22 protein-coding genes and 1 tRNA gene are annotated in these 23364 nt (G+C 41.9%); 11 read left to right on the top strand and 12 right to left on the bottom strand.

Going from position 1 to position 23364, the window contains the following annotated elements:
• Positions 1-35 precede the first annotated feature (35 nt).
• Positions 36-800 (top strand): glutathione S-transferase, encoded by a 765-nt coding sequence (locus GVV58_RS03875; protein ID WP_005097394.1) that lies wholly within the window; start codon positions 36-38, stop codon positions 798-800.
• A 61-nt stretch (positions 801-861) separates the two neighbouring features.
• On the opposite strand, the gene GVV58_RS03870 is transcribed toward GVV58_RS03875, so the two are convergent.
• Positions 862-2019 (bottom strand): hypothetical protein, encoded by a 1158-nt coding sequence (locus tag GVV58_RS03870; protein WP_159516037.1) that lies wholly within the window; start codon positions 2017-2019, stop codon positions 862-864.
• Positions 2020-2399: 380 nt separating this feature from the next.
• On the opposite strand from GVV58_RS03870, the gene GVV58_RS03865 reads away from it, so the two are divergent.
• On the top strand, positions 2400-2870 hold the full coding sequence (locus tag GVV58_RS03865) for an Lrp/AsnC family transcriptional regulator (protein ID WP_005097392.1): 471 nt from the start codon (positions 2400-2402) through the stop codon (positions 2868-2870).
• Between the two features lie 68 nt (positions 2871-2938).
• Here the strand turns inward: GVV58_RS03865 and GVV58_RS03860 are convergent, their stop codons facing one another.
• Both GVV58_RS03860 and GVV58_RS03855 read right to left on the bottom strand, forming a co-directional pair.
• On the bottom strand, positions 2939-3688 hold the full coding sequence (locus tag GVV58_RS03860) for a YebC/PmpR family DNA-binding transcriptional regulator (protein WP_005097391.1): 750 nt from the start codon (positions 3686-3688) through the stop codon (positions 2939-2941).
• A 245-nt stretch (positions 3689-3933) separates the two neighbouring features.
• The gene (locus GVV58_RS03855) at positions 3934-4488 is read right to left on the bottom strand and encodes a 1-acyl-sn-glycerol-3-phosphate acyltransferase (RefSeq protein WP_159516036.1); all 555 of its coding nucleotides are present in this window, start codon (positions 4486-4488) and stop codon (positions 3934-3936) included.
• 797 nt (positions 4489-5285) lie between these two features.
• On the opposite strand from GVV58_RS03855, the gene GVV58_RS03850 reads away from it, so the two are divergent.
• Positions 5286-5362 (top strand) — tRNA-Ile (locus GVV58_RS03850).
• A 1282-nt stretch (positions 5363-6644) separates the two neighbouring features.
• Complete coding sequence (locus tag GVV58_RS03845; protein ID WP_074383544.1) at positions 6645-6872, top strand: hypothetical protein; 228 nt, start codon at positions 6645-6647, stop codon at positions 6870-6872.
• A gap of 16 nt (positions 6873-6888) precedes the next feature.
• Here GVV58_RS03845 and bioB read toward each other — a convergent pair whose 3' ends face one another.
• The 3 genes from bioB to queG all read right to left on the bottom strand — a co-directional run bounded on the left by bioB (position 6889) and on the right by queG (position 9439).
• Positions 6889-7890, bottom strand: coding sequence for a biotin synthase BioB (gene bioB / locus GVV58_RS03840; protein WP_100329905.1), 1002 nt, complete (start codon positions 7888-7890; stop codon positions 6889-6891).
• Between the two features lie 144 nt (positions 7891-8034).
• Positions 8035-8235 (bottom strand): hypothetical protein, encoded by a 201-nt coding sequence (locus tag GVV58_RS03835; protein ID WP_005097383.1) that lies wholly within the window; start codon positions 8233-8235, stop codon positions 8035-8037.
• 109 nt (positions 8236-8344) lie between these two features.
• Positions 8345-9439: a tRNA epoxyqueuosine(34) reductase QueG gene (gene queG / locus GVV58_RS03830; protein WP_005097382.1), complete on the bottom strand. Its 1095-nt coding sequence runs from the start codon at positions 9437-9439 to the stop codon at positions 8345-8347.
• A gap of 23 nt (positions 9440-9462) precedes the next feature.
• Between queG and GVV58_RS03825 the strand changes: the two genes are divergently transcribed.
• Positions 9463-10944, top strand: coding sequence for an NAD(P)H-hydrate dehydratase (locus tag GVV58_RS03825; protein ID WP_159516035.1), 1482 nt, complete (start codon positions 9463-9465; stop codon positions 10942-10944).
• Positions 10945-11221: 277 nt separating this feature from the next.
• Here the strand turns inward: GVV58_RS03825 and ruvC are convergent, their stop codons facing one another.
• A complete protein-coding gene (gene ruvC, locus GVV58_RS03820; RefSeq protein ID WP_159516034.1) occupies positions 11222-11767 on the bottom strand; it encodes a crossover junction endodeoxyribonuclease RuvC in 546 nt (181 codons plus the stop codon).
• A gap of 125 nt (positions 11768-11892) precedes the next feature.
• Here ruvC and GVV58_RS03815 point away from each other — a divergent pair, with 125 nt between their 5' ends.
• Both GVV58_RS03815 and GVV58_RS03810 read left to right on the top strand, forming a co-directional pair.
• Positions 11893-12459 (top strand): FxsA family protein, encoded by a 567-nt coding sequence (locus GVV58_RS03815; RefSeq protein WP_005170309.1) that lies wholly within the window; start codon positions 11893-11895, stop codon positions 12457-12459.
• Between the two features lie 126 nt (positions 12460-12585).
• Complete coding sequence (locus GVV58_RS03810) at positions 12586-13224, top strand: LysE family transporter (RefSeq protein ID WP_100535265.1); 639 nt, start codon at positions 12586-12588, stop codon at positions 13222-13224.
• On the opposite strand, the gene GVV58_RS03805 is transcribed toward GVV58_RS03810, so the two are convergent.
• The 3 genes from GVV58_RS03805 to ahpF form a co-directional block, all read right to left on the bottom strand.
• Positions 13208-13408: a hypothetical protein gene (locus GVV58_RS03805; protein ID WP_005097377.1), complete on the bottom strand. Its 201-nt coding sequence runs from the start codon at positions 13406-13408 to the stop codon at positions 13208-13210. The genes GVV58_RS03810 and GVV58_RS03805 overlap by 17 nt on opposite strands.
• A 146-nt stretch (positions 13409-13554) precedes the next feature.
• A complete protein-coding gene (locus GVV58_RS03800) occupies positions 13555-13803 on the bottom strand; it encodes a hypothetical protein (protein ID WP_005097376.1) in 249 nt (82 codons plus the stop codon).
• Positions 13804-14074: 271 nt separating this feature from the next.
• Positions 14075-15640, bottom strand: coding sequence for an alkyl hydroperoxide reductase subunit F (gene ahpF, locus GVV58_RS03795; RefSeq protein ID WP_159516033.1), 1566 nt, complete (start codon positions 15638-15640; stop codon positions 14075-14077).
• Between the two features lie 233 nt (positions 15641-15873).
• Here ahpF and GVV58_RS03790 point away from each other — a divergent pair, with 233 nt between their 5' ends.
• Together GVV58_RS03790 and GVV58_RS03785 are read left to right on the top strand one after the other, a co-directional pair.
• Positions 15874-16092 (top strand): DUF1653 domain-containing protein, encoded by a 219-nt coding sequence (locus GVV58_RS03790; RefSeq protein ID WP_004278919.1) that lies wholly within the window; start codon positions 15874-15876, stop codon positions 16090-16092.
• Between the two features lie 24 nt (positions 16093-16116).
• Positions 16117-16722, top strand: coding sequence for an O-methyltransferase (locus tag GVV58_RS03785; RefSeq protein ID WP_159516032.1), 606 nt, complete (start codon positions 16117-16119; stop codon positions 16720-16722).
• Here GVV58_RS03785 and GVV58_RS03780 read toward each other — a convergent pair.
• Positions 16719-16925: a KTSC domain-containing protein gene (locus tag GVV58_RS03780; RefSeq protein ID WP_159516031.1), complete on the bottom strand. Its 207-nt coding sequence runs from the start codon at positions 16923-16925 to the stop codon at positions 16719-16721. The genes GVV58_RS03785 and GVV58_RS03780 overlap by 4 nt on opposite strands.
• 308 nt (positions 16926-17233) lie before the next feature.
• A complete protein-coding gene (ahpC, locus tag GVV58_RS03775) occupies positions 17234-17797 on the bottom strand; it encodes an alkyl hydroperoxide reductase subunit C (protein ID WP_005097370.1) in 564 nt (187 codons plus the stop codon).
• A gap of 489 nt (positions 17798-18286) precedes the next feature.
• On the opposite strand from ahpC, the gene hrpA reads away from it, so the two are divergent.
• Entirely contained in the window at positions 18287-22210 is a 3924-nt protein-coding gene (gene hrpA / locus GVV58_RS03770; protein WP_171502626.1) for an ATP-dependent RNA helicase HrpA, read from the top strand.
• Positions 22211-22240: 30 nt separating this feature from the next.
• The gene (locus tag GVV58_RS03765; protein WP_005170328.1) at positions 22241-23350 is read left to right on the top strand and encodes a beta-ketoacyl-ACP synthase III; all 1110 of its coding nucleotides are present in this window, start codon (positions 22241-22243) and stop codon (positions 23348-23350) included.
• The last annotated feature ends 14 nt before the right edge of the window (positions 23351-23364 follow it).

Genomic DNA, 23364 nt, shown 5'->3' with positions numbered 1-23364 from the left:
CGCCCTGATCCAATAACGATAAACATGGAGCATGCATGCGAACTTTATACCAGTTTCCTTTATCTCACTTTTGCGAAAAAGCACGTTGGATGCTGGACCATAAAGAGCTGTACTATGTTGCTCACAACCTGATTCCCGGCGTACATCGGGCTTTTGCCCGACTGAAAACAGGACAGAATCGTCTGCCTATTTTGCGCGATCAGGACAAATGGATTGCAGATTCAACCCAGATTGCGCTTTATCTGGATGATACTTATCCAGAACATCGTTTATTGTATGCTGAAGGACATTTTCGAAATAAAGCCTTAGAAATTAATGAAATTACTCTGGAGCTGGGTCGTCATGTCCGCCGCTGGATGCTCTCTCAAGCGCTGACTTCCGATCATGAATCTCTCGATATTTTAATTGGTGAGCAAGGCTATTTGCGCCAGTTTGAAAAATTTTCTAAACCTTTATTAAAAGCAATGGTCGCCAAAGGTTATGCATTGAATGAGGAAACTGTGGCGGAATCCAAACAGCATATTGATGTCACTGTACAGCAACTCAATCAGATGCTGGTTAGTCAAGGTGGATATTATTTTGTCGGAAATCGTTTAGGTCTGGCGGATATTGCTGTCTGTTCTATGCTTGCTCCATTATTGGCGATTCCGGGGACGCCGTGGGAAAAAGAAAATTTTGAAACCTTGTCCGAAGAATATCGTGATTATCAGCAGCATTTAAATGCGTTGCCTCTGGGTGAATATATTTGTCGTATTTACCGAACCGAACGCAATGCGCGAGTAGACTGGCGTGGTGTATAAGCTTCAAGGCAAATCCTAAAATTAAAAACGCGCATTAAGCGCGTTTTTAATGAGATGATGACTAACCCCAAGGATTAGTCTGGTCGATATCAATATTTTTAGTAAAATTATTGAGAAGTGAACCAAAATCAAAGCTGGATGAACCACCACCACTGCCAATATTCTGAATCGTATCTTGAGTCTCAGGCAGAATAGCAGACAAGTCAATATTGGAATCTGTGGCACCCACATCTTGGACCAGATCACCTAGATCAGGTAATTCAATCGAAGAGCTATTATCAATCAATTGCCCAATGCCTCCGACAATGCTACCTAGATCAAACCCGTTTGAAGCAGAGGAAATTCCTTCGATCAGAGTACCCAGATCCAGATCACTATCTAGATTGAGATTACCCAATAATCCTCCTAAATCTATGCCATTTGAGCCATTCGCGATCAGGCCGCTGAGTAAATCGGTAAAGCCATCGAGATCAAAATCCCCCGCTGCATTCTCACCGACAAAACCGCTAATTAAATCTGTGATAGCACCGATATCAAAATCATTGCCTGTATTGCCGCCGATTAAACCGCCGATCAGATCTGCAATCGCGCCGATGTCGATATCACCCAGTGCACCAGACCCACCAATCAGACCACCAACCAGCTGAACGATTTGTGCAATATCAATCTCGCCATTACCACCGATGAGCTTGCTGACCAGATCTGCAATTGCAGCAATGTCGATATTACCTAAACCACCAGAACCGCCGATCAGGCCGCTGACCAGCTGAACGATTTGTGTAATATCAATCTCGCCATTACCGCCGATGAGACCGCCGACGAGTTTGGAAATAGCACCAATATCCAGATTGCTGCTATTGTTCGCCATTAGGCCATTCAACAAATTGGTGATCTGGCCAATATTAAAACTGCCCCCATTGGATTGGGTTAAGCTGCTGATCAGACTCTGAATATCTAACTTCGAAGCATTTGAACCAGACAACTGAGTTAATAAATTGCTCAGATTTGCGCTGTTCAGACTATGTCCAGAGAGAAGGCTGTTTAATAATGAGCTCACGGAAGGTTGTGAATTAGAGCTGTTTAGACTGCCAATGAGATTGCTAAGCGTACCTGAGGCTGTTCCAGCGAATAAGCCACCTAACAGGCTTTTAGTTTGTGTTTCAGCCGTTAAGACAGGACTCACCTTGGTTTTAATCAAACTTAAAATTTTAGAAGCCATGAGCATTCCTTATTTAATATTTTTGAAAAATGCTATTTTTATTTTTAGTGCGGCTTTGTTTTAATCTATTTCTATACACTTGTAAAAGATAAGTGGCTGAACTGTGCGGGTACTTGAAGGTCTGGCTTGTATTTTGCTGGACTAATTAAACTTAAACTATTAAAAAATAAATAATTAATAGAAATTACCATTGGTCATTTTTTAGAATTATATGATTAACGGTTATCTGGTTCAGGATTGAAAGTTACTTTATAAAATGGCAGAAGATTTGGAAAATATTTTCAGAATATGAAAACTTTGTGAAAAATAAATAAATATTGTATAACAGGGAGAGCGCAATATTTTGCTATTTTTATTGATTATTAAGAAAGAGTATAAAAATGGAACTGGATCGTTTCGATAAACATATTCTAGAAATATTGACCCATGAGGATGTCAATCTGAATGAACTGTCAGAGCGGGTAAATTTATCTGTGAGTTCAGTCCATCGCCGGATCAAACACTTGATCGATCACAATATTATCAGTGGCTTAAAGCGTGAAATTAATTATCAGAAATTAGGTTTCACGCTGCATGTACTGTTACAGGTGTCGCTAAGTAAACATGATAGTGATACTTTTGCTAAATTTCTGGAAGAACTGGAAAGTATTCCCGAAGTGATTAATGCCTTTTTGGTCACCGGCCAGTCTGCGGATTTTATTGTCGAAGTAGTGGCGCGAGATATGGAAAATTATAGTGAAATTTTACTCAAGCGTATCGGGAAAATTGAGCATGTGGTTGCACTGCATTCGAGCTTTGTCATTAAAGAATATAATGTCTTTAACTGTAGCGGATTACTCAATAAAGTTTGATCCTAGGCGAGAGTAGTAGACAACTATAAAAAACGCACCCAAGGGTGCGTTTTTAGTTTTGATCAAGCTTAAGCGTCTAATTGCGCCATCACTTCATCGGTAAACTCTACGTTGGTATATACGTTTTGAACATCATCTAAATCTTCAAACATATCGATCATTTTCAGAATCATTTTGGCTTGATCAACATCTGTAATTTCAGCTTTGGTTGAAGGGCTCATCACCACTTCAGCATTGTCAGACTTAAGACCTGCTGCAGTGAGCGCATCCTGTACATCACCAAAGCTTTCAGGCGTGGTAATTACCAGAATTTCATCTTCAGCAATTTCAATATCTTCCGCGCCTGCTTCCAAAGCTACTTCCATGATTTGATCTTCTAAAGAAACATCTTCAAAAGTGATCTCGCCACGTTTGGTAAACAGATAAGCCACTGAACCGGCAGTACCTAAGTTACCATTGGTTTTTGAGAAGCAATGGCGAACATCAGGAACAGTACGATTCAGATTGTCTGTCATGGTCTCTACCAGAACAGCAACACCACCTACACCATAACCTTCATAGGTCACTTCTTTCAGGTCGTCGTTATCTTCGCCACCCGCACCACGTTGAATGGCACGGTTGATCACATCACGTGTCATATTTACAGATAATGCTTTTTCAACCACCGCACGCAGACGAGGGTTGCTGCCTGCATCTGGACCACCGAGTTTTGCCGCAGTGGTTAATTCACGGATATATTTGGTAAAAAGCTTACCACGACTCGCATCTTGTTTTGCTTTACGATGCTTAATATTGGCCCACTTGGAATGACCCGCCATGCGAACTTTGCTCCTTGTAGATTGGCTGTATGCCTATCAGAATGCCGAAATTCTACCATAAGCTTTTTTTTAAAAAAAAGTGTCTGGATTTGAGATTTCAGGATAAAACAAAAAAATTGTATTAAATTGATAGAAAAGGGGAATGCTATAGTGCAGTTTTTGATTTTATTTTTCAAATTTATACAAATGCTTTAGGAGGACATGAACAGCAGTGTATCTGTTCATGTCGAATACCTATACCCAGCTTATTCCGGAATGACAATATCCAGATCCACTTTATCTTTATAGAGCTGTTTGATTAAGGCCAGATCTTGAGCCAGATCTGTTGGATAAATCTTGCCTAAAATGCCACCTTGTTTGGTTCTGGAATTGGCATATAGCAACACAATCGGCACATTGGCAGCTTTGGCAATATGCCAGAAGCCGGTACGGATCGGTTTACGTGCTTCACCTTGCTTGGCACGTGTCGCTTCTGGTGCAATCACCAGATTAAACTTTTCATTATTCTGAAAATGCTCCACCATCTGGGTCACGATATCTTTATTGGCCTTGCGGTCAACAGGAATACCGCCGACAGCTTTTAATAGCGGTTTGAAAGGTCCTTTAAATAGTTCTTTTTTGATCAAGGTATGAACTTTAAGATCATAAATCTGGAAGAGGGCAATCGACAGCACCGCATCCATCATTGAAGTATGTTCAAAGCCAATAATGACCTGTTTGTTTTCGAGTACATCTGGTTCGACATGATATTGCCAACCCGCAAGTTTAAATGCAGATTCGCCAATGAATTTATTTAGCATAAGCACAGATTAAGTAAAAGCCATATGTGGAGAATTGCATAATTTCTTCTTGTTCGGCCATTCAGTCAATAGGCTGGCAAATAAAACGTGTAAATAATGTAGAAATCTATAATTTCTTGATCTTTTTAAACTGAAATATTAAGAGCTAAAATGTATAAATAAAAAATTTTGATATTAAAAAAGTATTATTAGATATAAAAAAAGTCTTAAAATGGTGAAAAAATGACTATCCAGAGCAAGATTTAGTTATTAGACTTTTGTCGAAGAAGAGAAGGGGTATTAATCCTTTCTATTTTGTTGTTCTTTCTACTCTGAGATTGAAAACTATGACATACATTACAGCCTTTGTAGTCTCTTTATTGATTTTAGTGCTTATAATTGTATGGTCTTTCATCGAAATTAAGCAGGATTTGCGTAAAGAAAAAGAAATGAAGTCTCAATTCTAATTTTTCTTTATTCTGCAGCTCATATACTTTTCCATCATTTTTAATATTTTATCAAATATTTTTTGATACTTTATAAATATACTGAGACGTCAAATCTATCAAATGTATGCTTTATTCTATGAGGTTGACGTCAATATTTCAGGCTAGGCTGCCTTAAATTGATCTGTATATACCCATTTTTCTGCATGTCTTTAGACTGAAGTCTTAAAGAGCTAGAATTTCTGTCGAATCAAGTCATGATGATTGCTGCCTAAGTGTTCAAGTGGTTATAAAAGTACTTGTCTTTCAAAAAAATCTTAGCTAGTATTCATGACGCTTGAACTTATTGATAAATAAAGTTTTCAGCATGTAGGGCCTATAGCTCAGTTGGTTAGAGCAGCGGACTCATAATCCGTTGGTCGACAGTTCAAGTCTGTCTGGGCCCACCAAATTTTATATTTATATAGCTTTATATAAGATCTAAACCCTTAACTCTAAAAGAGTTAAGGGTTTTTTTATGTCTTAAGAATACTCAGGTAGACTCGTAGAAAAACACCCTATTCGTATCCTTGTTTGTATCATAAATTTAAAATATAACTCAGGATACAGGAGCCTAGTTTAATCTAGGAAAATCATAATTTTATTGCTAAATCTAAATTGCTCACAGATACCCAATTTGCAGTGTTAAAACCTAAAGAATTAGAGTATAGGGTTTCGGATATTATGGGTTTGTATTTAAAAGTCGTTGTAACAGGTAAAAATCATGGCAGTTGCGGTTTAAGAATACACTTGGTAAATGGACATAGCTTGGGACTTATCCAGTAATCTCAGTCAGAGAAGCATGTTCAATGGCCATTAAGTATTAAAATGGTGAACTCATTTTAAAAACTAAAAATGAGAAGTTATTGGAAGCTCAACAAAAAGAGAACCTATTGTTTGGTAATTTACTGATTAAATGGATGAAGACAAAGCAAGCTGTATGAACTGATAAAACTTATAAGAAAGAGTATCAGTCGATAGAAAAGCATATATTGCCAGTATTTTGTTATCGTCTATTCAAAGACATACCTGCTTCGGAGTGGAAAGGATTTTTCCAATAAAAACAATTAAATGAGCAGATATTCAATCGATTTGAAAAACTAATTTCGTATTGTCGTAATGCTTATGATTTTACCATTGACGATAATTTAACTATTACACTTAAATAAAAATTAGGCAATATTTGCATCAACTTATAAAAAAGAGGTCTGGCTTCAATAGATGAGTTTTATGAGCCATTCTTGAGGATTTTTTATCTAGAAGAATTTTACCTCAGGAAAAAAGTTTATATTTATGAATGGACTGTGATGCACTTCAAAAAATATCAGGAAATAAGATGAAAAGTAGATGAAATGCATTTTACAACTGAGAAAATTATGCTAATAAATAAGAGATGATTTTTTAGTCAGAAATCATGATGTTTCAGGAAGGAATATCTTAAGAAGCGTATTAAAAAAATGATTAAACAGGAGTTTCAAGATGCTTCAGCTATTAAGAAAATTATTTTGCTTGCATATCTATGAGTACGAGCAAATGCAGGAAATCGGGGAACACAGGGAGTGTCGTAAGTGTGGGATCAATAAGGACTGATGTTTTACAAAAAAAAGTGAGCGAGGGCTCACTTTTTTTATGCTTATACTTGGCTGATTTCCGTTAAAATTAGAGTGAAATTCCAAGCTGATGATCGGGCATATGAGCAAAAATTTTCATGCAGATACCTATATCGTAGACAGCAATCTGGCAGATACGCTGCATTGGCTTAGTCTGCATCAAGACAGTTATGAGTCTTTTAGCTATGATGCAATCACTCAGGAGTTGGTGGTGCATCATGCCAATGGAATGGATCAAATCAGAGTTGGAGATTATCTGAATGCCCGCTATGGCATACTGATTACTGCACATAACTTTTCAGCGACTTAATTCACTCCTATATTGCTTAGCCTGCCATCGCATCGGTCGCCAATGCACGTACACTTGGTTTAGGCTGCTCTGCAACCAGACCTAATTTCTCAAATAGCTTTTGGTCACGACCTTGGGCAGTATTTGGGGTGGTCAAAAGTTTTTCACCCGAGAAAATGGAATTGGCACCGGCCATAAATGCCAGAGCCTGATCTGAATCGGTTAACGATTCACGGCCCGCAGAGAGGCGGATGTAGCTTTTTGGCATCAAGAGGCGCGCCACTGCAATGGTACGAATCCATTCAATAACATCCAGTTTTTCTACATCTGCCATTGGTGTGCCTTCAATTGGAACCAGCATATTGATCGGGACAGATTCAGGGTGAATGACCAGCGTGGCAAGTTCATATAATAAACCAATCCGGTCATTACGGCTTTCGCCCAGTCCGACAATACCGCCACTACATACTTTTAAACCGGCTTGACGCACATAATCTAAAGTATCGAGACGGTCATCAAAGCTTCGGGTACTGATAATATGTGAATAATATTCACGAGAAGTATCCAGATTGTGGTTGTAATAATCCAGACCGGCATCTTTCAAACGTTCTGCTTGGGATGCATTCAACATGCCCAGTGTCATACAGGTTTCCAGACCGAGTGCTTTAACTTCCTGCACCATTTCCAGAACATAAGGCATATCGCGCTCATGCGGGTTACGCCATGCAGCGCCCATACAGAAACGAGAGCTTCCAGAAGCCAGTGCCTGTTTAGCCTCCTGAATGACTTTATCGACCGCGATACGTTTTTCAGCTTCTAGCTTGGAATCATAATGCGCAGATTGTGAACAGTATTTGCAGTCTTCTGGGCATTTGCCTGTTTTGATCGAGAGGAGGGTGCTGACCTGAACTGTATTGGCAGTGAAGTGCTCACGATGAACCTGTTGCGCCTGAAACAATAAATCCATTAAAGGCTGCTGATACAGTGCCTGTATTTCTTCACGTGACCAATCATTGCGTACTGCATTACTCGTGTTCATATATCTGTCCTTGTTTGTGCTTATTTATCATTCACCTCATCTTAATAAAAATGTGTGTCTGCCTCACTATCAAAATATGACCTTCTATAACCAACAAAGCCCACACGGGGTGGACTTTGTCATTATATTTAATCCTGAAATTTTTTATTCACGATGACCCCCATGAATATTCTGATTTTGCAGATCGTCACGATGCTGCTTGTTCAGCACTCGTTCATCCTGCTCATGCTGATTGTTCTTAGGAGAATCGATTGGCCCATGTTGGGGCTGCTGCTGTTGTTGCTTCTGCTGTTTAAGCTGATCTAGCTGTTCGTGCTGTTGCTGTTTTTTATCTTGCTCTTGCATCTTCAGTCCCTCTCGTCATTTTTTCATCTCTTTCTTTATGACATAAAGTGATCAAATATTGTGTAAGCCTTATAAGAGATCGAGTGAGCCGAAGTAATAAATTGAAAATTTATGCTGTTTTGGTCAACTGTTCCTGAATCGCCCAATCAATATGCACCTGCACAATTTCGTCATGTAATGCCCGTTGATGTTGTAAAGCGTAAACAATCTTTTCATCAAAAGGTGCATTGCCCAGACCAATTGCGATATTGCGCATGAAGCTTTGATAACCTGTACGACGCATTGGACTGCCTTCGGTCGCACTTAAGAAGGTGGTTTCATCCCATTGCCATAAATCTAGCAAGCTGACCTGATCCAGACCATGTCGTGGATGAAAATCTTCTACCGGGGTGATTTGGGCAAAACTGTTCCAAGGACAAATTAGCTGGCAATCGTCACAACCAAAAACCCGGTTACCAATTCCGCGGCGCAAATCTTCTGGAATAATGCCTTTATACTCGATGGTTAAGTAAGCAATACATCGCCGTGCATCCAGCATATAGGGCTCGACAATGGCCTGAGTTGGACAGATGTCGATACAGGCCGTACAGGAACCACAATGTTTACTGGCAGGCGCATCAAAAGGGAGGTCCAGAGAAGTAAATAGCTCTCCAAGCACAAAGAAAGAACCAGACTTTTTATGAATCAGCAGGGTATGTTTACCTGTCCAGCCCATGCCAGCACTTTCAGCCAGTGATTTTTCAAAAATGGGTGCAGAATCGGCAAAAGGGCGTGATTCAAAATCGCCAACTTTTTCTCGGATTTTTGTCGCCAAGGTTTTTAGCCGACCGCGCATGATCTTGTGATAATCCCGGCCACGGGCATAACGCGCAATAATCGCGGAATTGGGTGCATACGGAACGTAACGTGGCTTTGGAGTCTCGACCAGATAATCCATACGCACGCAGATAATGCTGCGCGTGCCGGGGACAAGTAAGGCAGGATTGGCACGTTTTTCCAGATTATCTTCCAGAAATTTCATGTCGCCATGATAGCCACGATCCAGATATTCCTGTAAGCGCGCTAATTCTGCTTGAGCATCTGGTTTGGCAATGACACAATCAGAAAACCCCAATTCTAGCGCCTGCGCTTTAATCCAGGCTTTTAGCTCGGCTGGATCTTGTTGATAGACTTGAATTTGTGCGTAAGAATCGGGAGTTGTCATAAACCAAAGACAGGGAATAAAAAATGCAGCAACAAGTTTACCATAGCCCTGTTTATCATAGCCAAAGTATTCAAGCATGGGAGCAGCGTTGGTTTCAGCAGCAAAATAGTTCCTATGGTTTGATGCAGCAGGTGGCTTGGTCAGTCACACAGCGTCTGAGTGTGCTATTTAAAGAAAAAAATATACAGAAAATAGCGGTGTGTTGTGGTCAGGGCAATAATGCTGGCGATGGTTATCTGATTGCAAAATATTTAAAACAGGCCGGTTTCGATGTAGATATTTATGCGGCTGAAAAAGGTCAATCAGTGGACTTGGCCAAAGCTTGGCAAGAAGCGCTGGATGCTGGATTGAAAGTAGGGCCGCATTTTCAGTTTAAGCATGAATATGACGCTTATATCGATGCCTTATTTGGCATTGGTTTAAATCGTGAGCTGGATGCGAACTGGCAATCCATCATCCAATTGATCAATGACCAGAAAGGTCTCAAAATCGCGGTTGATATACCGAGTGGACTGCATGCCAATACCGGTCAGCCTTTGCCTATTGCGGTTAAAGCGGATTTTACGTATACGGTTTTGGGCTTAAAGGCAGGACTGTTTACCGGACAAGCTAAGGAATATGCCGCTAAGGTTGAACTGATTTCTGCCATTCCAGTTGATGCCGAACTGCAACCAGTTGCCAAACTTTCCTCACAGCAGATTAAATTACCGAAACGTGAAGCCTTTGGTCATAAAGGCAGTTATGGTCATGTGCTGGTGGTGGGGGGGCATGCTGAAATGGGCGGAGCAGTGATTATGGCAGCAGAAGCGGCATTTGCTGCCGGAGCAGGTAAGGTCACCATTGTCTGTGATGCGAAACACCATACCGCCATTTTGTCTCGTGCGCCGAATATTATGCTGCGTGATATTAATGCTCTCAACATAGAGCAGCGCACAGCCTTAATTCAGCAGGTCGATGCAGTCTGTTTTGGTATGGGCATGGGACGTGATCAATGGGCAAAAGAGCAATATCAGGCATGGTTTAATCTCATTCGAAATTCAGACTTAGACATTGTTTTAGATGCAGATGCATTGTGGTTTTTAGCCAAACAGCCGCAACAATTAAATTCTAAAACTTACAGTACACCGCATCCGGGTGAAGCGGCAACTTTACTTGATTGTAAAACCTTGGACATTGAAACAGATCGGATTCAAGCGATTCATGCCTTAAGGCAGAAGTATGGTGGGCAATGGGTGCTGAAAGGCTCAGGTAGCCTGATTCTGGAACAACAGCTGTATATTTGCACTGCCGGGAATGCGGGTATGGGAACAGGCGGCATGGGGGATGTGCTGGCCGGGATGATTGCCAGTCTAAAGGCACAATTTGCTCAATCCATTCATTTGCATGAAATTGTGACGCTGCATGCACTGGCAGGGGATGAACTGGCCAAAAACGGCGAACGTGGTTTGCAGGCGCAGGACATGAAACATGCAATTTATCAGGTGGTTAATCGTGAAGGCGGCTAATCTGTCTGCAATCAAGCTGAAAATTTCAGGCCAAGTGCGAGGTGTGGGTTAGCGCTACTGGTTTGCTGAGCAGGCTGTGGCACTCGATTTAAAAGGCTAGGTGAAAAATTTAAGTAGTGGCGAAGTGGAGGCTGTTATTGTTGGCGCAGATTCACCGCTTCAGGAAATCATTGCACAAAGTTGACAAGGGCCTGCTTGTGCAATCGGACAAGCAATTATTCCAGAGCATCTGCAATCCGACTTAGGTATTCAAGGCTTTAAAATACGGCGCTAAACATTAACGACGACGGCTGCTGACCCGACTGCGGCCACGTGCCATGCCGCCCAAAGCATTGAGTACCGCCATTTTACTCATACTGCCCGAGGCATGTGCATGACAAATGGCAGCCGCCAGTGCATCGGCGGCATCCTGTTGCGGTTTGATGCTGAGTTTCAAAATATTCATCACCATCATCTGTACCTGCTCTTTATCGGCAGCGCCATAACCCACTACAGACTGCTTGATCTGGCGCGCCGTATATTCAGCAACTTTTAAATCCAGATTGACCAGCGCGGCAACAGCAGCACCACGGGCCTGACCCAGTTTCAAGGCAGAGTCAGGGTTTTGTGCCATAAAGACCTGTTCTACCGCGGCTTCTGTTGGGCCATAAAATTTTACAATCCGCTCTATACCGGCAAAAATTCGTTTTAAACGTTCAGGCATTTCCGTGGTTTCTGTGCGGATCGTACCGGCATCGACAAAAGTCAGTTTGGAGCCGTCTTTTTCGATAATTCCGTAACCAGTTAAACGAGAACCGGGGTCAATCCCAATAATTAATGACATGCCTGCACTTTAAAAATAGAATAATGCCCATATTGTTACATAAGCGTATCAAAAAAGCTTGATCCTGATGAAGCAGTTGATTACATCATCCTATTATTTATTTTACTGAGATTAGATTAATTTTCATGAAATTATTTCTTATTATCCTTGCAGGCTTAATCCTAGAAGTATTTGTCTGGATTGGCGTGGGTGACCTCGTCGGGAGCATGTGGTACGTATTTTTCTGGTTTGTGGCTGCATTTTTTATTGGTATGAACCTGATCCGTAAATATTCGGCCGGTGTGATGCCACAGATGCAGCAAATGCAAATGGGGCAGATGAATGCAGATCCTGCATTAACAGGAAATTTACCTAAAATTTTAGCAGGCTTCTTCCTGCTTCTTCCTGGCTTAATTAGCGATGTACTGGCGGTATTAATGCTGATTCCAGCCGTGCAGCAGGTATTTAAAGCTGCCATGATGAAGGCGATGATGAAACGTCAGCAGGCCATGATGGAAAAAATGATGGGTGGCATGATGGGCGATATGGGGGGTGCGCAAGGCCAGAACCCCTTTGCCGAGATGATGCGTCAAATGCAGGATATGCAAAACCAGCAAGCAGGTCGTGGTGATTCAACCATCATTGATGGTGAAGCGCGTGAAGTGAAGCCTGAAGCGAAAAAAATTGAAATGAAAGATATCAATCCAAAATAAGATATTCATCTGCAAAGTTTAAAAGGTTATATTTAAGCCGAATCTGATGATTCGGTTTTTTATTGGAATATTCTCATTAGTTTGAACAAACGTTATAATCATTTTTTATAATTTAACGCTATTTTAATGTCTCTGCTTTTTACCATCTGCCTTCTGCATTTTGTTGCTCAACTAAGTCCTGGCCCTGATATTCTACTGATCGCCAAAAGTGCTGCATCTACCACACGCCAAAATGCCCTGAAAATTATTGCAGGTATTTCGGCCGGTATTGTCGTGTGGGTGGTACTGACACTGGCCGGATTTACCGTTTTAATCGAGCAGTTTCCATGGGTCCAGCAGGTCTTGATGCTGCTCGGTGGAATATTCCTGGCAAAAATGGGCTGGGCAATGCTCAAGGGTGGTGTGCACAGTTTTAAGAATAAACATCAGCCCGAAGATGATTCCAATGAACTGGCACAACCCAAAAATTACTTTATGTTGGGTCTATGGACCAACCTCTCTAATCCTAAAACGCTGATCTATTTTAGCAGCGTATTTTCACTGGCACTGAGTTCGTCAGCCTCGGAATATCTGAAAGCACAACTCGCGGTGATTATTCCCTTGCAGACTTTTATCACTTTCGCTTTACTCATGTTGCTGATTTCACAGCCGAAAATTAAAGCTCTGTATCAGCGTTCAGGGAGTTATATTGATATCGTTTCAGGCGGGCTATTTTTACTCTTTGCGTTATGGTTATGGTATGACGCGCTTATTTTGATGAATTAACTGGATGATCATCCAAAGTGGATTCGGTGGATATAAGTGAAGAAGACACTAAATTTTCTTGTGTTTTAACCGCTGTTTGATAGCGATTGGGTCTTAAGCTGGTTTCGGTATTTTCAGAACCCTGATAGCTGCGGCTACGGTTGGCACGCTCGCGTAATCCACCTTTTTTAATTAACTGAACCATTGCATATCTCTCATTCCAAGAATTGCTATTGTAAATCAAATCTGGCAGCTATGAAGCTGTTTTTCTGCATAGCGATACTGGTATTAAAACACCATAAAAAAAGACCTGTTTTTCGGAACAGGTCTCTCAATCAGAGCTGAATAAAATTAACGAAGGCCTTTATTTTCTTCTTGTAAAACATCGAGTATAGAGTGTTGTACGGGAACTTCTTGTTGTTGTGATTGCACATAGACGTGCACCACTTTAAATACGATCGCTGTAGCAAGACAGGCCACTAGACACAAAATCCAGAAGCCAAAAGGACTGCGAATATGATGCGAACCGCAATCTGGACATGATTTTTCTGTAGATTCCACTACTTTTTCGCAGCAGGCACATTGATATTGGTAGTGCATTGTTCTTCTCCCAGGATGTTATCCTTTTTTATTCTTCGATCATGAAAGATGATTTATCACCCTATCATATGAGAGCTTTCACAGGCTTGCAATACGAGATTATCGACAGTTACAGACCATCTATACAGAATCAAAATTAATGACATGCTTATGACAAGATTAGCAAGAAGATGAATGGACGCAGTGCTTATAAAATATACTGAATCTAAACCGGTAGTTATTGAAAAATAAAGCCCGCTTCAAGCGGGCTTTATTAGGGTTTTGTTAAGGATTACTGACCTGAACGGATGATATAATCAAATGCAGACAGTGATGCTTTCGCGCCTTCACCTGTGGCAATGATGATCTGCTTATAAGGAACAGTAGTACAGTCACCCGCCGCAAATACACCTTTCACATTGGTCTCGTTACGCTCATTAATCAGGATCTCGCCACGATTTGAAAGTTCTACCGCTGTTGCTTTTAAGAAATCGGTATTCGGCAACAAACCAATCTGTACGAAGATTCCTGCAAGTTCAACGGTGTGCTCTTGGTCAGTCGTACGGTCTTTGTATTTCAGTGCAGTCACTTGTGAACCGTCACCCACCACTTCAGTCGACAAAGCATTTTTAATCACCGTGGTGTTTGGCAAGCTTGTTAATTTGTCTTGCAATACCTGATCCGCACGCAGTTTGCTATCAAACTCAACCAAAGTCACATGCTCTACAATCCCTGCAAGGTCAATCGCAGCTTCTACACCAGAGTTACCCCCACCGATTACCGCAACACGTTTGCCTTTGAACAATGGACCATCACAGTGTGGGCAGTAGGCTACACCACGGGTTTTGTATTCCTGCTCACCCGGAACGTTCATTTCTCTCCAGCGTGCACCTGTAGACAGGATGACTGTTTTCGATTCCAGTTTGGCACCATTCTCTAAAGTCACTTCTACCAGACCATTCGTTGTTTCATCTGCACCTTTGATGTTAGAGACACGTTGCAGGTTCATGATGTCAACACCGTATTCACGTACATGTGCTTCCATTTCAGCAGCAAACTTGGGACCTTGAGTTTTTTGAATCGATGTATAGTTTTCGATGTCCATGGTGTCCATGACCTGACCACCCATGCGTTCAGCCACGATACCTGTTTTAATGCCTTTACGTGCAGCATAGATGGCAGAGGTATTCCCTGCAGGGCCACCACCAATCACCAGTACATCAAAGGCATCTTTAGCATTGAGCTTTTCAGCCTCTTTTGCTGCAGAGTTGGTGTCCAGTTTTGCCACGATTTCTTCCAAAGTCATACGACCTTGACCGATATGCTGGTTGTCCTGGAACACCATTGGAACTGCCATGATTTTGCGTTCTTCCACTTCATCCTGGAAGAAAGCACCATCAATCATGGTCGCTGTAGTGCCCGGGTTATAGATGGCGATCAGGTTGAGTGCCTGAACCACATCCGGACAGTTATGGCAACTTAATGATACGAACACGTCAAAGTTAGATTGAACACCCAAGCTCTTGATATTCGCCAGCACTTCATCAGAGACTTTCGGTGCATAACCTGAAGTTTGCAGCAATGCCAGAATCAGCGAAGTGAACTCATGGCCCATTGGCAAGCCTGCAAAGAATACACGTGGTTCTTCACCAGCTTTAGCAATACCAAAGCTTGGCGCACGTGCATTGTTCCCGTCAAAGCGTGCAGTCACCAGATCAGACAGTGCAGCAACCTCGGACACCAGTTCTTGGATTTTGGCTGATTTGTCAGAACTATCCAGAGTGGCGACCAGTTCAATTGGGCCTTCCAGGCGTTCTAATAGGGTTTTAAGTTGAGCTGAAGTATTTTGGTCTAACATTGCTAACGTCTCCAAAGGAGTAAATGTTTACTTGATAACAGGATATTAAATGAATTGAATAAATAGGTAAAACAGTTTGTTTTTATTTTATTGATCGGATTTACAGATTTATTAAAAAATTCATCATTAATTTCAAAGTTCTATATGGGGTCGAAAGATTAATCTTCAAGTAGTTTAGAGCAAGAATAAGGATTTTCAGCTAAGATTAAAACAAGATATTTGAGAATTGAATGATGGAATTACAACGCGGTATTTATCAACATTATAAGGGACAGCTTTATCAGGTGTTTCATGTCGCCACGCACAGTGAAACTGAAGAAAAGTTGGTGGTTTATCAATGTCTTTATGGGGATTATTCAATTTGGGTACGTCCTTTAACGATGTTCACTGAGACCATTACTACCCACGATGATCGTGAAGTAGAACGCTTTAAATTGATTCAGGCACTTTAAGCCAAACAGACTCAGGGAAGAGTGATGCAAAATTCAGATGAATTTGAAAGATTCATGCAAGAATTATATGAAAAATTTCATAGGCATGACCTTAAACAGGCAGATCGCCTGCACCGATATCGCAATATAGAGCCAGAATCAGGCCGATTTTTATCTATGCTGATTCGTGCGCAACAATCCAAAAATATTCTGGAAATTGGCACCTCTACCGGTTATTCCACTTTATGGCTGGCAGAAGCGGCTCGGCAGACCCAAGCAGTGATAACCACACTGGAAATAGATAAAGCACGTGTCACTCAAGCGAAACACTATGCAAATACATTGGGTTTTGAGCATCTTATTGATTTTAAAGTGATGGATGCGCAGCAATATCTAGAAGCTTCACAGCAACAGTTTGATTTTATTTTACTGGATGCAGAGCGCGATGCCTATCTAGGCTATTGGAAGCATTTGGCTCGATTACTCAAGCCAAAATGTGGGATGCTTGTGGTGGATAATGTCATTTCACATGCAGCAGAAGTGGAAGAGTTTATTCATCTGATTCAGCAAGATCAGCGTTTTATCATCAGCACTGTACCGATCGGTGCGGGTCTGCTGATGGTCGGATATCGTGAATCGCATGAGTTTTAATCCATACAGACTTTATTGAAATGTAAATTATATTCAAGATATTTATGTACGAAAGCAGCTTTATCGTCACGTCTGAGCAGGTTGTCATAAATAAATTCGGGTACAGGATGATAGAGTTCCGTATGGCCATTACTATAAACGATTTTCAGGTGGCGGCTTGAGGGATTATATTTCCATGAAATCACTGTAAGCAGTTTTTGCATATGCGTTCCTCCACTGAATATTTATTTTCTTATCATTTGAACTTATGCCATGCCGTGCTGTAGATGTATAGCTATATTGTAAGAATGGGCAGAGGATTGTAAGAAAATAGCTGCAGCGAGAAATTAAAACTTATTCAGCGCAGTTTGATAGATCGCAAAGAAATAGACGATTCAAGCAATTTCGGGATAAATACACACACTCAATCTGCGTGTAAACATTACTTCTAAAATAAATAAATCAAATCAAAAGTTATAAAAAACCACGCTAAAGAGCGTGGTTTTTTTGAGTCAGTTTAATCTAATTAAAATTAGATTTTACCCACTAGGTCGATTGAAGGAGCAAGAGTTGCATCGCCTTCTTTCCATTTAGCTGGGCAAACTTCGCCTGGGTGAGCATGTACATACTGAGCTGCTTTAACTTTACGAAGAAGTTCTTGAGCATCACGACCGATACCACCGGCGTTGATTTCAACGATTTGGATTTTACCTTCTGGATCGATGACGAAAGTACCACGATCAGCAAGGCCGTCAGCTTCGATTAATACGTCAAAGTTTTTAGCAAGCGTCCAGTTTGCATCACCAACCATTACATACTGGATTTTTTTGATTTCTTCTGAAGAATCGTGCCAAGCTTTGTGTGTGAAATGTGTGTCAGTAGAAACTGAGTAGATTTCAACGCCTAATTTTTGGAATTCAGCGTAGTTGTCAGCAAGGTCACCCAGTTCAGTTGGGCAAACGAAAGTGAAGTCAGCTGGGTAGAAGAATACTACAGACCATTTGCCTTTAAGGTCAGCTTCAGTTACTTCAATAAATTGGCCATTTTGGAATGCAGTTGCTTTAAATGGTTTAACTTCAGTATTAATTAAGCTCATCATTGTCTCCATGATTGAGGTTTGTTTTGAATTTCAATTAGCTTATAGAAATTTACTTTATTGGTGAAATGGTATTTTTACATTACAAAAATCGGAAAAACCGAATCATGTAAAAATTCTCCATTTTCACAAAATAGCTTTGTTCATTGAGCAGCATCAAGATGATGGCTTCATGACAAAATTATCTCTTTTTCCTCGTGCTAACAAACATGATGCTGAAACTGAAAAATTCAAGGGCAAATCAGGAAAAAAATCCTGTTTTCCTCAAAATACTCTCGATATCAATTTAAAAATTAGGTTTATGCTTAAACTTAATCATGTGGACAGGTGAGAGTAGCGGGGTAATTTGCTCGATTTACTACGCCGAATTAAGGGAAATGAGACGAGTAAAGCCAATTTGTCCGGCACTTAACAGAACTACGACTATCTGAAAGCTAATGAACCAAGTAAAATAAACTTTTCCGGTTTTTTGATGTGGGTGTTTTCTCTGTGCAGAGTCATTTAAATGTAGATCAATGGATAATGGCGCGTGACCGTCACCGTTTAAATCGACTGAAGAAGGGGAAAGATGCCAATGCCAAGCAGTATCAGGAACTATTTGAAAAATCCAATCTGAAAGTGCGGCAGCGGCTGGAACGTCTTCCAGACATCAAGCTGAATCAAGATTTGCCCGTTACCCAATACGCTGACAAGCTGATAGCCGCGATTCAAAAGCATCAGGTCATTATTGTGGCTGGCGAAACCGGTTCTGGTAAAACCACACAATTACCGCAAATTGCCATGCTGGCTGGACGCGGCCTGACTGGTCTGATTGGACATACCCAGCCACGCCGACTGGCGGCTCGAAGCGTATCACAGCGTATTGCTGAAGAAGTTGGCGAAAAACTCGGGGAATCAATTTCCTTTAAAGTGCGTTTTACTGAACAGGGTTCCCAAGATTCAATTGTACGCTTGATGACTGACGGTATTCTGCTTGCCGAATTGACGCATGACCGCTACCTAAGCAAATATGACACCATTATTATTGATGAAGCACATGAACGTTCGCTGAATATCGACTTCATTATGGGCTATCTGAAGCAGTTACTGCCGCGTCGTCCAGACCTGAAAGTCATCATTACGTCTGCCACACTGGATGTAAACCGTTTTAGTAATTACTTTAATGGTGCACCCATTTTTGAAGTAGAAGGCCGTAGTTTCCCGGTTGAACTGCGTTATCGCCCGATCTCGGAAATGAGCATTGGCGGCAGCGATGATGATGAATTTGATGACTTCGAAGAAAACTTGCCGCGTGCTGTGGTTAAAGCGGTAGAAGAATGTTTTCAGGATGCACAAGAAAAAGGCCATCCCGAACATGCCGATATCCTGATTTTTGCCAGTACAGAACAGGAAATTCGCGAGCTACAGGAAACCCTGATCAAGCATGGACCACGGCATACTGAAGTCTTAACCTTATTTGCCCGTTTAGCCTTGGCAGAGCAGCAAAAAATCTTTAATCCTTCCGGTGGTGGGCGACGTATTATTATTGCCACCAACGTCGCGGAAACAGCGTTGACTGTACCGAATATTCGTTATGTAATTGATAGTGGTTTTGCGCGTATTTCACGTTATAACTATCGTTCACGGGTGCAGCGCCTGCCGATTGAAGCCGTTTCTCAGGCTGCAGCCAATCAGCGTAAAGGTCGTTGTGGTCGTATTGCGCCCGGTGTTTGTATCCGCCTGTATTCAGAAGACGACTTTCTGAGCCGTCCGGAATTTACTGAACCTGAAATCAAGCGTACCAATCTGGCATCGGTGATTTTGCAGATGCAGAGTCTGGGTTTAGGCTCGCTGGAGGACTTTGATTTTATCGAACCACCGGATCACCGTCTGGTGAATGATGGCCGTAAGTTGCTGATTGAGTTGGGGGCAATGGCCGAGAAAAATTCTCCTAAAACTGAAGATGATCAAGCAAATCCTTCTAAATCTCCCTTTGAGAAAGGGAGACTTCAAAGCAGTGGATTAACCAAAATCGGTCAGCAAATGGCAAAAATGCCGATTGACCCACGTCTGGCCCGTATGATTTTGGGTGGCGCACATTTTGGTGTTTTAAACGAAGTCTTGATTATTGTTGCGGCGCTCGCGGTGCAAGATCCGCGTGAACGTCCTGCAGACAAACAAATGCAGGCCGACCAGAAACATGCCTTGTTCCGTGAAGCTGATTCTGACTTTTTGTTCTATATAAAACTCTGGGAAACATTGCACGGCAATCGCGAAAGTATGAGTGAGAATAAACGCCGTACATTTGCGCGGAATCATTTCTTGAGCTGGCTGCGTTTACGTGAATGGAAAAAAACCCATGAACAACTGGTGGACTTGGCTCAAGGTCTAAAACTGTCATTTAATGACAAAGCTGCCAGTTATGAAAATCTGCATCGTGCATTACTCACCGGCTTATTGTCGTTTATTGCCAACAAGACCGATGAACGTAATGTGTTTATGGCGGTACGTCAGCAGAAAGCCCGGATTTTCCCGGCATCGACTTTGCATAAGAGCAATACGCCGTGGGTCATGGCTTTTGAGATGGTGGAAACCTCGCAAGTGTATTTACGCACTCTGGCCAAGATTGAACCGGAATGGATACTGCTAGCCGCCCGCGATCTGCTCAAGCATCATTATTTTGAACCGCACTGGTCGAAAAAAGCCGGTGTGGTGAACGCTTATGACCAGATTTCATTATTTGGTCTGATCATTGAGCCAAAACGAGCAATCAATTATGAAAAAGTCGATCAGGCTGCGGCGCATGAAATTTTCTTACGCGATGCTTTAACTACGGGTCATCTCGGTATTAGTCCGCCATTTTTAAAGCATAACTTGCTTAAACTGGAAGAAGTCGAACGGGTTGAGGATAAATTGCGTCGTCGTGATCTGGTGGTAGACGAAGAAACCATTTACCAGTTCTATGCATCTAAAGTGCCAGCTGAAGTGGCCAGCCGCCGTACTTTTGAAGATTGGCGGGCTACGGTTGAGCCTCAGCAGCCACGTTATTTATTTGTTGATGATGATGCATTATGGCTGAATGACCGTCCAACCACACAGCAATTTCCTGACTATTTACGTAATGGTGAACTTCGTCTGGCAGCGACCTATCGCTTTGACCCGAGTCATGATGAAGATGGCGCGACAGTTAAAATTCCACTGCAAGCCTTGGCTCAGGTAGATGAATCAATCTGGTCCTGGGGAATTCCAGGCTGGCGTCTGGACCTGATTGAAGCATTGCTAAAAGGCTTGCCGAAGGACAAGCGCCGTAATCTGGTGCCAATTCCAGATACTGCACGAAAACTCATGGCAAAAGTCGATGTACAGGATCTGCAGAAACATATCTTTGGTTTCCTGGCGTTCCAGTTACGTGGCGATCAAATCACTGAGAAAGATTTCAGCTTTGACCGGGTCGAACAGTATCTGTTGCCGTTTATTAAAGTCACTGATGAAAAAGGTCGTGTCATTGAACAGGGTCGTGATTTGTCAGAGCTGAAAGCACGTTGCCGGGCTGAAACGCATAGTCCGGTCAAGCAGCTGAAAGGTGAATTTAAAACCTTCCCGGAAAGTTTTGTGTTTGAAGCCTCACAAAAAGTCACGGGTGTCGTGGTCAAGCAGTATCAGGCGCTGGTGCCGACCAAAGCCTTTGCTGCACTGGAGCAAAAAGATGAGTCGGGCGTGGTGATTCAGACCTTTAACGATCAGGCGGAAGCGATCAAAAAACATCGTGAAGGGGTGATCCGACTGGTGCATATGCAACTGGGAGACCTGATTCGCCAGTTAAAAAAACAGATCTCCAAACCTTTGGCACTGGCTTATTCGCCACTCGGTGACAAGGGCCAACTAGAACAAATGTTAGTTTATGCCACACTGCAAGTGTCCATGAATGAGCTACCTGTCAATGCGCAAGAGTTCCAAAAACTGGTTGAAGATGTAAAAAAATCTTTCTTAAGTCATGGGCAAGTTACCCTGAAAGAGATCACAGATATTTATATCCAGTGGCAGGAAATCCGCCGGAAATTATTGGTTTTAGACCATTCTGTGTTTGAGAAAAATATCAATGATATTGAAGATCAACTTGATTTAATGAATCTTTCTGACTTTGTATATCGTAAACCATCCGATGTATGGATCGAATTTCCACGTTATTTGAAAGCCTTGATCTTGCGTTTAGACCGCTTGCCCAATAATCTACAAAGGGACAATTCCGCCATTGACCAAATTGATCAATGGATGGAAAAATTGTTCAAGTTTAAAGATGACCCTCGTCTGAAAGAATTGTACTTCATGGTCGAGGAGTTAAGAATCTCATTGTTTTCACAACCGATGAAAACAAAAGCACCCGTGTCTCCAACTCGCTTGCAAAAAGTATGGGATCGTCTTGGAATCAGTTAAGATATAGGTAATTCAGAGAAGGAGTTTTACATGGGCATCCGCATTACGGGTACTGGCTTATTCCATCCGGAAAATGTCATCACCAATGAAGAATTAGTTGAAAGTTTAAATGCTTATGTGGAACTGTTTAATCACGAAAATGCGGACAAAATCGCTGCAGGCGAAATTGAAGCGCGTCGTGGTTCTAGTGCAGAATTTATTGAAAAGGCATCTGGTGTCCAACGCCGTTATGTTGCGGAAAAAAGCGGTATTCTAGATCCGAAACGTTTACGTCCGAATTTACCTGAACGTGCAGATGATGAAATTTCACTGCAAGCAGAATGGGGTGTAATCGCAGCCAAGCAGGCGATGGAAAATGCAGGCGTAACTGCTGAAGATATTGATATCGTGATTTTGTCATGCTCGAATTTGCAACGTGCTTATCCTGCCGTTGCCATCGAGATTCAAACCGCTTTAGGAATTAAAGGCTATGCCTATGACATGAATGTGGCCTGCTCGGCAGCAACATTTGGTCTGAAACAGGCCTATGATGCGATTAAGGCTGGTGCGCGTCGTGTGTTATTGGTTAATGTGGAAATTACCTCTGCACATACCGATTTTCGTTCACGTGACTGTCACTTTATTTTTGGTGATGTGGCAACCGCTTCAATTATTGAAAACACTGAAAGCAAAACCGGTTTTGAAATTCTGGATTCCGAGTTGTTCACCCAGTTCTCGAATAACATCCGCAATAACTTTGGTTTCTTGAATACCTCTGAAAATGCCGACATTGATGACAAGCGTTTCCGTCAGGATGGCCGTAAGGTCTTTAAAGAAGTCTGCCCACTGGTTGCGAAAATGATTACAGCGCAACTGGAGAAGAATCAGATTGCACCGACTGGCGTGAAACGCTTCTGGCTCCATCAAGCCAATGCCAGTATGAATGAACTGATCCTGAAACTGGTGGTTGGCAAAGAAAATGCCAAACCTGGTCTGGTGCCGATGATTCTGAACGAGTTTGCCAATACTTCTTCTGCAGGCGTGATCATTGCATTACACCGCACTGCCCATGAAGTGGAAGATGGTGAATACGGCGTACTTTGTTCATTCGGTGCTGGTTATTCAGTGGGTTCGATTCTGGTTCAAAAACGTGTGGCATGATCCGCAATAAATAG

This window comes from Acinetobacter sp. 18QD2AZ41W (genome assembly GCF_009829025.1).
GTDB classification, from domain to species: Bacteria; Pseudomonadota; Gammaproteobacteria; order Pseudomonadales; family Moraxellaceae; genus Acinetobacter; species Acinetobacter pseudolwoffii.
This window is presented reverse-complemented; position numbering and strand designations above follow the sequence as displayed.